We start from the raw sequence: 13449 nt of genomic DNA, 5'->3' as shown, positions 1-13449 counted from the left end.
GGGTCGTAGTCAGACAAGAGTGAGCTCCGTATCCAGGGCTTGAGCGGAAAAGAGTCTAGTGGGAGCCGCCCACCGGGCCCGAATCCCGCCGTCAGACGGAGGCGGCGAAGTCGGGCGTGCCGGTGGGCACGGTAAATCGGAACTCCGCCCCGCCTTCGGGCGCCCGCTGCACCGTGATCGTGCCTCCGTGCGCCTCGACCAGGCCCTTGACGATGAACAGGCCGAGCCCGGTGCCGCCGCGTCTGCGGCTGTTGCCGCCCCGCCAGAACTGCCGGAAGACGCGCGGAGCCAGCTCGGGCTCGATGCCCTCGCCCTCGTCGCGCACCGACACGGCCACTCCCCATCCGACGGACTCGATCTCGATCGTCACAGTGCCGCGCCCGTGGCGCAGCGCGTTTTCCACCAGGTTACCCAGGATCTGGTCGACCTTGTCCTGGTCGAGCCACATCTCGGGCAGGTGGTCGCCCTCGACCAGCTTGAACCGCTCTTCGGCCTCACCGGCCGCGACCCGGCCCGCGATGAGCCGGCGGGTCCTGGCCGGCACGTCCACGACCTGGCGGCGCACCTCCAGCCGCCCGGACTCGATGCGCGAGACGTCGAGCAGCTCGGTGATGAGCCTGGTGACGCGGTCGGCGTCGTTGTTGACGGTTTCGAGCATGACGCGTTTCTGCTCGTCGGTGAAGCGCGTCCACTTGGCCAGCATCGTCGCCGTGAACCCCTTGACGCTGGTCAGCGGCGAGCGCAGCTCGTGGGCCACGGTGGAGACCAGGTCGGCGCGGCTGCGCTCCAGCCGGGCGCGGGCGCCGCCGTCGCGCAGGGTGATCGTCACCCGCTCGACCTCGCCGCCGCGCTCGGGCTCGCGGACGAGCCTGGCGGCGACGTAGAGCTCCTGGCCGCCCGGCAGGTGCAGTGGCCGCTCCGGCACCCTGCTGCGGATGCGGAGCCCGCCCTCGGGGTCGAGCGCCTTCCACCAGTCGCGCCCGTCATGGTCGCGGAAGGGGAACACGTCGCTCATGGGCCTGCCGACCGCGCGCTCCATGGAGACGCCGGTGAGCCGCGCCGCCGCCCGGTTGACCGCGACCACGCAGCCGAACCTGTCGGTCACGATGAGCCCGTCGGGCAGGTCGTCGATGGCCATCGTGCACGAGGCCGCAACCACTCGCCCGTCGGTGTCTGCGCCGTGCACGACCTTGCCTCCTCCGCCTACATCGCCGACAATAGCGGGTTTCCACCCGGCTAGGGCACTCGCTGCGCTCTAGCCGACGCGTAAAGGCATACCGCCGCCGCGGTCGCCAGGTTGAGGCTCTCAGCCTGGCCGTAGATGGGCACCCGGACCACGTCGTCCGCCTCGGCGAGCACCTCCTCCGGAAGTCCCCAGGCCTCGTTGCCGAAGATCCACGCGGTGGGACCCGACAGATCGACGTCGTCGAGCGTGTGCTTGCCCGTGCCGTCCGCCGCCAGCACGCGCAGCCCCCGCTCCCTGAGTTGACGCACGGCGGAGCTCACCGGTGCACCGATGACGACGGGAAGATGGAACAGGCTGCCAGCGGAGGCGCGGACACACTTGCCGTTGTAGGGGTCGACGGAGGCGTCGGTGAAGATCACGGAGTCGGCGCCGGCGGCGTCGGCGGCCCGCAGCACGGTGCCGGCGTTGCCCGGGTCGCGCACGTGGGCCAGCATCGCGACCAGGCTCGGCGTGCCCGCCAGGGCCTCGTCGAGGGGGACGTGCACGAGCTTGCAGACGGCCACCAGCCCCTGCGGGGTCACGGTCTGGGAGAGCTCCGCCATGACCTCGCCGCTGGCCCGGTGCACGGGGACGCCCTGGAGCGTGGCCTCGGTGATCAACTCGGGATGGCGCAGCTCGGCCTCGGCGGTGCTGAACAGCTCCAGCGTCACGCCGTCGAGCTTGAGGGCCTCGCGCACGGCCTGCGGCCCCTCGGCCAGGAACCTGCGGTCCTGGTCCCTGAAGGCCCGCTTGGTGAGCCGCCTGGCCGCCTTCACCCTCGGCGACCTCACGTTGGTCAGCTCGGACCCCGCCATGCACTCCCCCTGGTGGATACGGCAAAGGGCCCACCGTCGCCGGCGGGCCCCTCGATTAACTGCGCTTCAGCTCGCGGCCGGAGCGTTCACGTCCGCCGGGAGCGCCTTCTTGGCGGCCTCGACGAGCGTGGCGAAAGTCTGGCTGTCGTTGACCGCCAGGTCAGCGAGGATCTTGCGGTCGACCTCGATGTTGGCCAGACGCAGACCCTGGATCAGGCGGTTGTAGGTCATACCGTTCTGACGAGCGGCGGCGTTGATCCGCTGGATCCACAGACGACGGAAATTGCCCTTCCGGTCCTTCCGGTCCCGGTAGGCGTACGTCATCGAGTGGAGCATCTGCTCCTTGGCCTTGCGGTACAGACGCGACCGCTGACCACGGTAACCCTTCGCCCTTTCGAGGACGACCTTACGCTTCTTCTTGGCGTTGAGCGCCCGCTTCACGCGTGCCATTGTTCTTCTCCCCGGGGGTTCGCGCTACTTGCCGAGCAGCTTCTTGATCTTCTTGGAGTCGGCGTCGGAAAGGACGACCTCGTTCTTGAGACGGCGCGTCAGCGTGGACGACTTCCACTCGTTGTAGTGCGCACGGTTGGCGCGGCGGCGCTTGATCTTGCCGGTGCCGGTGACCCGGAACCGCTTCTTCGCACCGCTGTGCGTCTTCATCTTCGGCATGTCGCCGTCTCTCCTCGTTTCGGTCGTGCCACTGGCCGGGCCGGTGCTGGCCGGCCCGGTAGCGGCGTGCTTCGTCTGCCGGTGGCTTAATCGGGGTGCCGTGTAAGGCTAACCCCAACCGCAGGTCACCCTTCCTGTGCGGAAGACTCCCCGCTCTCCACGGAGGGCTCGTCGCTCTCCGGGAAGGGCTCCTCGCTGCCACGCTGGGCCTTGGCCGCGGCCTTCTCGGCCTTGGCCTCGGCCTTCTTCTTGTGCGGACCGATCACCATGATCATGTTACGGCCGTCCTGCTTGGCGTGGGACTCCACGAAACCGAGCTCCTGGACGTCGTCCGCCAGCCGCTGCAGCAACCGGAAGCCGAGCTCCGGCCGGGACTGCTCACGGCCACGGAACATGATCGTGACTTTGACCTTGTCTCCCGCCTTGAGGAACCGCACCACGTGACCCTTCTTGGTCTCGTAGTCGTGCGGGTCGATCTTCGGCCGGAGCTTGATCTCCTTGATGATCGTGTGCGCTTGATTCTTGCGCGCCTCGCGCGCCTTCATCGCGGACTCGTACTTGAACTTGCCGTAGTCCATGAGCTTGCACACGGGCGGTCGAGCCGTTGCCGCGACCTCGACGAGGTCGAGGTCGGCTTCCTGGGCGAGCTTCAGCGCGTCGTGAATGGAGACGATGCCGACCTGCTCGCCGTTCGGGCCCACGAGGCGAACCTCGGGAACTCGGATACGCTCGTTGATGCGGGGCTCAGTGCTGATGGGGCCTCCTAGGTTCGCGATCCCTACGTGCTCGTCGTACGGAAGGCTCTTCGCCACTGACGCGAAAAGCCCCGCACGTCGCGCATGCGGGGCCACTGAGCTCTTCGGCGTCATGGCCTTGAGCTCCCCGGAAGAGTCCGGCGTGATCCTTGACCCGGCCGCCTTTCGGCGACTCAGGTGGGAGGAGACCTCCGCTTGCGCGTCCAGCAAGGAGTGCCGGACCGATCAGAGAGCTACATTACCACAACCACGGGCTCTCCTCGAATCATCCCGCGTGGCCGGGAATGCCGACGCGAGCTGCGGTGACAGCCCGAGATCAAGCCCGCTGAGCCGACCGCCGGAGGATCTCCGCCTCCCCGGCGGCGCGCATGACCTCCACCGGCACATCCGTCCGCCCGGTCATCAGCTCCACCTGCCGCACCGCCTGATGCAGCAACATCCCGAACCCGCCCACCACGGTCCCGCCCCCGGCCCGCACGGCCGCCGCCGCGCGCGTCGGCCAGGGCGCGTAGACGACGTCGAAGAGCGCGGGCACCCCCGCGAGCCGGTCGGCGAAGACGTCGGCCGCCCCGCTGGGCAGGGTCGAGACCACCAGATCCACCCCGGTCAGGGCGTCGAGCTTGTCGAACGTCTCCACCGCCAGCGCCACGCCCAGCCGCTCGGCCACCCCGGCCGTCTCCCCCGCCCTGGACGGCTCACGCACCAGCAGGGTCGCCGAGAACAGCCCCAGGTCCCGCAGCGCCGCCAGCGCGGAGGCCGCCGTGGCGCCGCCGCCCAGCACGGTCGCCGAGCGCGGCGCCGGCACCCCCGCCTCGGCCAGCGCCCGCACGATGCCGCAGACGTCGGTGTTGTCGCCGTGGCCCTTCCCGTCGCGGAACACCACGGTGTTGGCCCCGCCGACCTCGACGGCCAGCTCGGACACGGTGTCGAGCAGGGGCAGCACGGCCCGCTTGAGCGGCATGGTGAGCGAGAGCCCCGCCCAGGCGTCCTCGTCACCGGCCACGTCGCGGCGCGGCGCACCTCCGGCGGCCACCTGCCCGCGCACGGGCACGAGCTCCGCCAGCAATCCGGGCAACCGCGCCTCGTCGCACTCCAGGGCCTCATAACGCCAGCCGTCGAGGCCCATCGCCCGATAGGCGGCCCGGTGCAGGTAAGGCGAGAGCGAATGGCCGATGGGTGACCCCATCACGGCAGCGCGCATCCCCACTCCTTCCGAACGACAGAAACCTTATCGCCAACGCGCGACCACGCGGCGGGCCGCAACGCGCCTCACGGCGAGAGGGCGAAGCCGCACAGAAAGAAGGGTCGCCGCGCACGGAAACGGTGTCAGGCGGGCCTGAAGCCCGCCTGACGATCAGCCCCCGTTGCGTTCGTACTCGGCCAGCAGCGCCTGGCGTTCGGCATCCGTGGTGGCGAACTTGGTGACCGGGCTCTTGGGGTCGGTGGCGACGAAAAAGAGCCAGCTGCCCTTCGCCGGGTTCAGCGCCGCCTCGATGGCGTGGTCACCCGGGTTGGCGATCGGCCCCGGCGGCAGGCCGATGCGCTCGTACGTGTTGTACGGATGCTTGATGTGCGTCTCCGCGAAGGTGGCCGCGGTGCCGTACTTGTTCAGCGCGTACATCACCGTGCTGTCCATCGCCAGCTTCATCTCGGGCTCGTGGGTGAGCCGGTTGTAGATGACGCGGGAGATCTTCGGCATGTCCTCGTGCCGGCCGGCCTCCGCCTGGATGATGCTGGCGATGACGATGATGTCGTGCGGCGTGCGGCCGAGCTCCTTGGCGCCGGCTTCGAGGTCGGTCCGCTCGGCCGTCTGGTTGAAGCGCTTGACCATGGCCGCCAGCATCTGCGACGGCGTGGTCTTCGGCTGGAACTCGTACGTGGCGGGGAAGGCGTACCCCTCCAGCTTGCCCTTGGCGTAGGGCGGCAGGTCGAGCTCGCCGACATCCTTGGCCGCTGCGGTGAACTCCTTGATCGGCTTCTTGGTCTCCTTGGCCAGCGTGGTCAGGGTGTCGGACAGCCGCAGGCCTTCCTTGATCGTCACCGTCTCCAGCAGGCGGTTGTTCGGGACGAGCTGCGCCACCGCGGCGGCGGCCGACATGTTCTTGCGCAGCTGGTACTCGCCGGGCTGCAGCTTGTCGCTCATGTTCGCGTTCGCGATGGCGTTGGTGAACGCCTTGGCGCTCGCCACGACCCCCTGCCGCTCCAGCTCCAGCGCCACGTCCGAGGCGCTCTGGCCGTCCTTGATCTCCACGACGACCTCGCCGCTGCCCTGACCGCTGTAGTCGTCGGGCACGAGCGCGTCGCTGAGCCAGAGATAGCCGTAGTAGCCGCCACCGCCGATGATGCCCGCCAGCACGACGAAGGCGAGCAGCGGCGCCATGAACCCGCCCCGGTTGCGGCGCCTGCGCCGCCGGCGCCCGTTGCCGCGCTTGGCGGAGCCACGCGTGCGGCGCCGGGGCCGACCTTCGTCGTCCTCGGCGCCGAGCAGAGTGTTCAGATCGAGATCGCTCATAGATGCGCTGGCCAATCTCCCGGTACGGCCGGCCAGGCGTCGAGCGGAGCTGCCGAACCGGCTGGAGTAACCGAGCGGAACTGGGGGAACCGCTGGGCAGGCTTTGACGACCAGCGGAGATCACTCTGGGTAGCCATGCTAGCGGACCAGAAGAGGACGAATGCCCCGTTTTGGGGTTTTCGTGCGAGGACAGAGGGGGTCCTGTCGAACATCAGCCCGTCCCGAGGTTCTTGTTCAACTCTTCCCGGTATCTCACGAACTCGCTCTCTTTGTTGGTGAATTTGGTGATTCTATGCGCCGGATCCGTCGTCACAAACCAGTGCCAATCGCCCTCTGCGGGGTTCAGGGCTGCTATCAGCGCCTTCTCTCCAGGATTGGCGATCGGTCCAGGAGGCAGCCCTTTGCGGCGGTAGGTGTTGAAGGGAGAGTTGACTTTGGTGTCGCTCTCCGTGACTTTGATGGTCCGGCGATTCTGCGCGTACAGCACCGTGCTGTCGATCTCCAGCGGGGTGCCCTTCGCCAGGCGGTTGTAGATCACCCGGGAGATCTTCGGGTAGTCCTCGTCGGTCCCGCCCTCAGCCTGGATCATGCTGGCCACGGTGACGGCCTGCAGCGGCGTCAGGTTCACCCGGGCGGCCTGCTCCTCCAGGCCCACCTGCCGGGCCGCGGCGTGGAAGCGCTCGGCCATCGCCGCCAGCACGTCCACGGCCGTGTCCCCCGGCTCGATCTCGTAGGTGGCGGGGAACAGGAACCCCTCCAGGCCCTGGGCGTATTTGGGCAGCCCGACGAGAGCCCGGTCGACGCCCTGCAACTCCTTGAGCGCCAGCCCGGTCTGCTGGGCGACGCGGCGCAGCACCTCGCTCACTCGCATGCCCTCGGGCAGCGTGACCCGCCGCACGACCCTGGAGGCGGGCGCGAGCAGCAGGTCGAGCGCCGCTCCCGCCGCCATGCCCTTGCGCAGCCGGTAGTGCCCCGGCCGCAGCCGGTCGCTCAGCGCCCGGTCCTCGGCCACGTTCACGAAGGACTGCGCGCTGGCCACCACCCCGGCGTCGGCCAGCGCGGAGCCGATGGCGGCCGCGCTGGAGCCGGGAACGATGCGCACGGTCACCGCGCCGTTGCCCGGCCCGTCGTAGTCGTCGGGACTGAGGTACGGCTTGAGCACCGCGATCGCCCCGCCGCCCAGAGCCAGCAGCCCGGCGACCAGCCCGGCCGAGAGCAATCCGGCCTTACGCATGGCCCGCCCACGCTGCGCGGGCACCGCGACGACCTCCGCATCGCCGGCGTCACCAGCCCCGTGTGAGCCTCCGGCACCACCAGCCCGGTCCGGGCCTCCGGCGTCAGCCAGGTCCGAACCTCCCGCACCACCAGCCTGGTGCGGGTCGTCGGCACCATCAGCCTGGTGCGGGCCTCCAGCGCCACCAACTCGGTGCGGGTCTTCGGCGCCACCAGCGCCCAGAGTGTCACCGGTGCCAAGGACGCCGTCCGAGCCGGCACCCGCAGCACCCCCGGCATCAGCGGCGGCGCCATCCCCGGCAGCACCGGTCACAGCGTCGACGTCACCCGTGTCCGCGCCGTCCTCGGAACGGAACGGGATCACGTCGCCGAGGTCGTCCCCGTCTTCGGGTGGAGTGCCGTTCACGACGCAGGTCCGTCGGCCGCTGTAGGCGGTTCGACGGGCCTGCCCGGTGGTCTTTCCGTGGCACGCTCGTTGTCGAGCGCGTCCTGCAGCAGCACGACCGCGGCCGCCTGGTCGACGACACCCCGCTGCTTCTTGGCCTTGACGCCGCTGGCCCGCAGCCCGTGCTGGGCGGCCACCGTGGTCAGCCGCTCGTCGAAGAGCCGTACGGGCGTCGGCGCGAGCCGGGCCGCGAGGGCGACGGCGAAGTCACGCGCCAGCGCGGCCGCCGGCCCCTCACGCCCGGACAGCGACCTGGGCAGCCCGACCACGACCTCGATCGCCTCGTGCTCATCGACGATCGCGGCGATGCGGGCGAGGTCGCCCTTGCCGCGCCTGACGGTCTCGACCGGCGTGGCCAGCATCCCCGAGGGGTCACTGCGGGCCACGCCGACGCGTACGGAGCCGACGTCGACGCCGATCCGTGAGCCGAACCTCATGTCAGCCGCGCTGGCCGGTGATCTGGTCGGCGATGGTCTGGTCGACCACGCGCAGCGCGTCGCCGATCGCCTCCGGCCGTGTGCCGCCACCCTGCGCGACATCGTCCTTGCCGCCACCGCCACCCCCAAGAGCCTTGGCGGCGACGCCGACCAGTTGCCCGGCCTTGAGCCCGCGCTCGCGTCCCGCCTCGTTGACCGTGGCAACGACCACGGGCCGGTCGGAGGGGGCACCGGCGATCACGATGACCGCCGGCCGGTCAGCCGGGATTCTGCCACGCACGTCAAGCGCGAGCTTACGCAGGTCGTCGGCGCCGGTGCCATCAGGCGCGCGGTGTGTCACGACGGAGACTCCGTGCAGGTCACGAGCCTGGGTCGCCAGGTCGCCGGCCACCAGGAGCACCTGCGCCGAGCGAACCTTCTCCAGCTCCTTCTCCGCCGTGCGCAGCCGGGTGACGATGCCCTCGATGCGCTCGGGCAGCTCCTCGCGGCGCGCCTTGAGCTGCTCGGTGAGCTGCGCCACCAGCACGCTCTCGCGGGCCAGGAAGCGGAAGGCGTCGATGCCGACGAGCGCCTCGACGCGGCGCACGCCCGCGCCGACCGACTGCTCGCCCAGCACCTTGACCAGGCCGAGCTGGCCGGAGCTGTGGACGTGGGTGCCGCCGCACAACTCGCGGGAGTAGTCGCCGATCTCGACCACGCGGACCTCGTCGCCGTACTTCTCGCCGAACATGGCCAGCGCGCCCATCGCCCTGGCCTCCGCCTGCGAGGTGTAGAAGGCGTTGACCTTGAGGTCGTTGATGAGGATGGCGTTGACCTCGTCCTCGACGTCACGCAGCACGCTCGGCGGCACGGCTCCCGCCGCGGTGAAGTCGAAGCGGAAGCGGCCGGGGGAGTTTTCCGAGCCGGCCTGGGCCGCCGTCTCGCCCAGCGCGTTCTTGAAGCCGCGGTGCACGAGGTGGGTGGCGCTGTGGCTGCGCGAGATCGCGCGGCGGCGCTCCAGATCGATCTCCGCCTGCGCGTCCTCGCCGACCTTGAGCTCGCCGCTGCGGATCTTGCCGCGGTGCACGACGAGGCCCGCGAGCGGCGACTGCACGTCGGTGATCTCCACCTCGGCGCCGCTGGTGCGGATCACGCCCTGGTCGGCGAGCTGGCCACCGCCCTCGGCGTAGAACGGCGTGCGCGCGAGCACGACCTCCACGGTCGTGCCGGCGCCCACCGCGGGCACGGGCACGCCGTCGACGAGGATGGCGACGATGCTGGTGTCGGCCTCGGTCTGGTCGTAGCCCAGGAACTCGATCTTGCCCGCCGTCTCCAGCAACTGCCCGAAGACGGAAATGTCGGCGTTGCCGGTCTTCTTCGCCGCCGCGTCCGCCTTGGCCCGCTGCCGCTGCTCCTTCATGAGGCGGCGGAAGCCCTCCTCGTCGACCGTGAGCCCGTGCTCGGACGCCATCTCCAGCGTCAGGTCGATCGGGAAGCCGTAGGTGTCGTGGAGCTGGAAGGCCTGGTCGCCGGAGAGCGTGGACGCGGACTTGCGCTTGGTCTCCTCGACGGCCACGTCGAAGATCGCGGTGCCGGTGCGGAGCGTGCCCAGGAAGCTCGTCTCCTCCGCGTCCACGACCGCGTGGATCTGCGGCGCGTCGTTCTTGAGCTCGGGGTACTGCTCGCCCATCACGTTGATCGCGACTTCGGTCAGCTCGTGCATGTAGCGCTCGTCGCCGGAGCCGAGCAGCCGCAGGTTGCGCACGGACCGGCGCAGGATGCGGCGCAGCACGTAGCCGCGGCCCTCGTTGCCGGGCATGACGCCGTCGGCGACCAGCATGGTGCCGGTGCGGACGTGGTCGGCGATCACCCGCAGGCTGACGTCGGCGCGGTGGTCGCGCCCGTAGCGGGTCTTGGTGAGCTCGGCCGCCTTGTCGAGGATCTTGTAGGTGGTGTCGATCTCGTAGAGGTTGTCGACGCCCTGCAGGATCGTCGCCATGCGCTCCAGGCCCATGCCGGTGTCGATGTTCTTGGCCGGCAGCTCGCCCGCCACGTCAAAGTCGATCTTGCTGCGGACCTGGCTGAGCTGATACTGCATGAAGACGAGGTTCCACACCTCGAGGTAGCGGTCCTCGTCGGCGACGGGCCCGCCCTCCTTGCCGTATTCGGCACCGCGGTCGTAGTAGATCTCCGAGCAGGGGCCGCCGGGACCGGCCACGCCCATGTGCCAGTAGTTGTCCTCCAGGCCGCGGCGCTGGATGCGCTCGTCGGGCACGCCGACGCGGTTGCGCCAGATGTCGTACGCCTCGTCGTCGTCGTGATAGACGGTCGCCCAGAGCCGATCCTCGGGAAAGCCGAAACCTCCGTCGGACTCCGACTTGGTGAGCAGCTCCCACGCGAACGGGATCACTTCGGCCTTGAAGTAGTCACCGAAGGAGAAGTTGCCCAGCATCTGGAAGAACGTGGCATGCCGCGTGGTCTTGCCGACCTCTTCGATGTCGGGGGTGCGCACACACTTCTGCGCAGTGGCCAGCCGGGACGCCGGAGGCTTGCGCTGCCCCAGGAAGTACGGCTTGAACGGCACCATACCGGCAGGAACGAGGAGCAGCGTGGGGTCCTCAGCGATCAGGCTGGCCGAGGGCACTACCTTGTGCCCACGCTCCTCGAAGAAGCGCAGGAAGCGGCGGGCTATCTCTGCCGACTCCATCTTGGCCATCCTTTGCGTTAGTGGTTGTCTTCAGCGTTGCCGAGCTCGAAGCGCGCCCGCAACTGTGTTTCGCGCTCGGCGGCCTCGCCGAGCGCGTCGGAAGTAAAGTCTCTCACCTGCCGGAGCATCCCCGCCGCGCCCTGGGCGGTCCTGCGGGCGACATGGTCGGGGTGCAGCGCCTGCAACCTGCGCATCACCCAGAAGGCGAGGAACGCGCCGAGCGACAGGTAGAACAGCCTTCTGATCATCGCGCCCGCCTCGGCCGCACGGTCTTGGGCCTGGACGGCCGGCGGGCCTCGATGGCGCGGCGCACGCCGTAGCCGAGCGACGACACCTTGATCAGCGGCCCGGTGAACATGGTCTGCGTGACCGCGCTCAGCTTGGCGGCGTGCCCGCTGACCTGCTTGACGTCCTTGGCGATGGCCTCGACGGCGATCAGCTGCCTGTTGGTCTCGTTGACCGTGACGCTCATGTCGTCGAGCAGCGGCGTCAGGCGGTCGTTCAGCTCGGAGACCGCCTTGCTGGTCTCGGTGAGCAGCCGGGCCAGCTTGACGAGCACCATGGACAGAACGCAGACCAGGACCACCCAGCCCGTGGCAGCGATCAACCCCGCGACCTCTCCAGCGGTAAGCATCCGCGCATCTCCCTCGTAAGCTGGGCCGGAACGGCATGACCCTATCGCGTTCGAGTGACAACATTAGTGAGGAAGCCGGGCACGATGAGGCCGCCACGACGGCTCCTGGCACTTCCGTGACCGCCTTCATCAGGGCGGCACCCGTGAAAAAGCGCGGTGTCAGGCGCCGCGCAGGAAGTCGCGGATCCTGGCCCATCGGTCGGCCACCGGAGCCTCCGCCCCGTGCCGCGTCGGCTCGTAGTAGCGCCGCTCGCGCACCTGCTCGGGCGCGTAGTCCTGGCGCACCAGCCCATGGTCGAAGTCGTGCGGGTATTTGTAGCCGTCGCCGTGCCCGAGCTTGGCCGCCCCCGGATAGTGGCCGTCGCGCAGATGGCCGGGCACCTGCCCGATCAGCCCGCGCCGCACGTCGCCGATGGCCGCCCCGATGGCCTTGACCACGGCGTTGGACTTGGGGGCCATGGCGCAGTGGATGACCGCGTGCGCGAGGTTGATCTGCCCCTCCGGCAGCCCGATGAGCTGCACCGCCTGCGCGGCGGCGACCGCCGTCTGCAGGCACGCGGGGTCGGCCATGCCGACGTCCTCGGAGGCGAAGATGACGATGCGGCGGGCGATGAAGCGCGGGTCCTCCCCCGCCTCGATCATGCGGGCGAGGTAGTGGAGTGCCGCGTCGGCGTCGGATCCGCGCATCGACTTGATGAACGCGCTGATCACGTCGTAGTGCTGGTCGCCCTGCCGGTCGTAGCGCACGGCGGCCTTGTCGACGGCCTTCTCCACCACCTCGACGGTGATGTCGTCGGCCAGCAGCGCGGCCGCCTCCAGGTAGGTCAGCGATCTGCGCGCGTCGCCGCCCGCGAGGCGTACGAGATGCTCCGATGCCTCGGCGGCGAGCGTGGCGCGCTCGCCCAGGCCACGCGGGTCGGACACGGCCCGCCGCAACACCGCGCGGACGTCGTCGTCGGACAAGGACTCCAGCGTGAGCAGCAGCGAGCGCGACAACAGCGGCGAGATGACCGAGAAGAACGGGTTTTCGGTGGTGGCGCCGATGAAGGTGACCCAGCGGTTCTCCACGGCGGGCAGCAGCGCGTCCTGCTGGGCCTTGTTGAAGCGGTGCACCTCGTCCACGAACAGCACCGTCTGCCGGCCGGACATGCCCAGCTCACGCCGGGCGCCCTCGATGGCGGCCCGCACGTCCTTGACTCCGGCCGAGACGGCGGAGATCTCGACGAAACGGCGCTCGGTGACGTTGGAGACGACGTAGGCGAGGGTGGTCTTGCCGGTGCCCGGCGGCCCCCACAGGAACAACGACATGGGCGCCTCGCTCTCGACCAGGCGCCGCAGCGGGGTGCCGGGGCCGAGCAGGTGCCGCTGGCCGATCACCTCGTCGAGCGTGCGCGGGCGCATCCGCACCGCGAGGGGCTGCGGGGTGGCCTCCTCAGCCGCCGAGTCGAACAGGCTATCCACACCGCGAGATTACATGCCCCACACGGCCCTCGCGCCGGAGTCGCCCGCCTGGAAGACGAAGTAGGCGGCCACCGCGGCCACCGCGAGCGTCAGCCCCGACAGGGTCAGCGTCACGGGACGGCCGAACCGGTCGCCGCCGACCGACGCGCGGGCCGGGCGGGTGGCGACCACGAGCAGCACGGCCGCCACGGCGAGCCCGAGCACCGACAGCAGCAGCGGGGTGGCGAAGCTCTCGTGGGTGGAGATGCGGGTTCCGAGCTCGCCGTCCACGGTGGCGAAGCGGGCCACCTTGAGGCTCTCGCCGCTCTGCTTGGCCGCGAACACCGACACGGGCGCGGCCAGGGAGAGCAGGACCACCGCCCACGCCAGGTACGTACGCCAGCGGGGCAGCAGCGCGTAGACCGCCGCGACGGCGACGAGCAGCGGGGTCAGCACCACGGCGAAGTGGATGATCAGCGCATGGGCCGGCAGGCCCAGGATCTGGTCGAACATGGGGTCTCCTTAGTGCTCATTTCAACTACGCTTCCGGGCACCATAAGGTTCGCGACCCCTTCGACCACACTCGGCAGGCTTTTCC

General features: G+C 69.8%; 14 protein-coding genes. All 14 read right to left on the bottom strand.

Going from position 1 to position 13449, the window contains the following annotated elements:
• Positions 1 to 91: 91 nt before the first annotated feature.
• The 14 genes from ACWD0F_RS44375 to ACWD0F_RS44310 all read right to left on the bottom strand — a co-directional run bounded on the left by ACWD0F_RS44375 (position 92) and on the right by ACWD0F_RS44310 (position 13364).
• Positions 92 to 1138: an ATP-binding protein gene (locus ACWD0F_RS44375; RefSeq protein WP_449888039.1), complete on the bottom strand. Its 1047-nt coding sequence runs from the start codon at positions 1136 to 1138 to the stop codon at positions 92 to 94.
• 98 nt (positions 1139 to 1236) lie between these two features.
• Positions 1237 to 2040, bottom strand: a complete 804-nt coding sequence (locus tag ACWD0F_RS44370) for a TrmH family RNA methyltransferase (protein WP_449888005.1) — start codon at positions 2038 to 2040, stop codon at positions 1237 to 1239.
• Positions 2041 to 2106: 66 nt separating this feature from the next.
• Positions 2107 to 2490, bottom strand: a complete 384-nt coding sequence (gene rplT, locus ACWD0F_RS44365; protein WP_449888004.1) for a 50S ribosomal protein L20 — start codon at positions 2488 to 2490, stop codon at positions 2107 to 2109.
• A gap of 24 nt (positions 2491 to 2514) precedes the next feature.
• Positions 2515 to 2709: a 50S ribosomal protein L35 gene (gene rpmI, locus ACWD0F_RS44360; RefSeq protein ID WP_393175469.1), complete on the bottom strand. Its 195-nt coding sequence runs from the start codon at positions 2707 to 2709 to the stop codon at positions 2515 to 2517.
• 125 nt (positions 2710 to 2834) lie between these two features.
• Entirely contained in the window at positions 2835 to 3521 is a 687-nt protein-coding gene (gene infC, locus ACWD0F_RS44355) for a translation initiation factor IF-3 (protein WP_449888002.1), read from the bottom strand.
• A 259-nt stretch (positions 3522 to 3780) separates the two neighbouring features.
• A complete protein-coding gene (locus ACWD0F_RS44350) occupies positions 3781 to 4665 on the bottom strand; it encodes a shikimate dehydrogenase family protein (RefSeq protein WP_449888000.1) in 885 nt (294 codons plus the stop codon).
• Positions 4666 to 4818: 153 nt separating this feature from the next.
• Positions 4819 to 5976, bottom strand: coding sequence for an endolytic transglycosylase MltG (mltG, locus tag ACWD0F_RS44345; protein ID WP_449887998.1), 1158 nt, complete (start codon positions 5974 to 5976; stop codon positions 4819 to 4821).
• Between the two features lie 211 nt (positions 5977 to 6187).
• Positions 6188 to 7234, bottom strand: coding sequence for an endolytic transglycosylase MltG (gene mltG, locus ACWD0F_RS44340; protein ID WP_449887996.1), 1047 nt, complete (start codon positions 7232 to 7234; stop codon positions 6188 to 6190).
• 377 nt (positions 7235 to 7611) lie between these two features.
• Complete coding sequence (gene ruvX, locus ACWD0F_RS44335; protein ID WP_449887994.1) at positions 7612 to 8091, bottom strand: Holliday junction resolvase RuvX; 480 nt, start codon at positions 8089 to 8091, stop codon at positions 7612 to 7614.
• A gap of 1 nt (position 8092) precedes the next feature.
• Positions 8093 to 10777, bottom strand: coding sequence for an alanine--tRNA ligase (gene alaS, locus ACWD0F_RS44330; RefSeq protein WP_449887992.1), 2685 nt, complete (start codon positions 10775 to 10777; stop codon positions 8093 to 8095).
• Positions 10778 to 10794: 17 nt separating this feature from the next.
• Complete coding sequence (locus ACWD0F_RS44325) at positions 10795 to 11025, bottom strand: hypothetical protein (protein ID WP_449887990.1); 231 nt, start codon at positions 11023 to 11025, stop codon at positions 10795 to 10797.
• On the bottom strand, positions 11022 to 11411 hold the full coding sequence (locus ACWD0F_RS44320; protein ID WP_449887988.1) for a DUF948 domain-containing protein: 390 nt from the start codon (positions 11409 to 11411) through the stop codon (positions 11022 to 11024). The genes ACWD0F_RS44325 and ACWD0F_RS44320 overlap by 4 nt, the downstream gene beginning before the upstream one ends.
• 159 nt (positions 11412 to 11570) lie before the next feature.
• Positions 11571 to 12812 carry a replication-associated recombination protein A gene (locus ACWD0F_RS44315; protein WP_449888038.1) on the bottom strand — a complete coding sequence of 414 codons (1242 nt, stop codon included), beginning with the start codon at positions 12810 to 12812 and terminating at the stop codon, positions 11571 to 11573.
• A 69-nt stretch (positions 12813 to 12881) separates the two neighbouring features.
• Entirely contained in the window at positions 12882 to 13364 is a 483-nt protein-coding gene (locus tag ACWD0F_RS44310; RefSeq protein ID WP_449887986.1) for a DUF2231 domain-containing protein, read from the bottom strand.
• Between the last annotated feature and the right edge of the window lie 85 nt (positions 13365 to 13449).

The organism is Nonomuraea sp. NPDC002799, from assembly GCF_053592075.1.
Note: the sequence above shows the minus strand (reverse complement) of the source record. Positions and strands in the feature narration are given on the sequence as shown.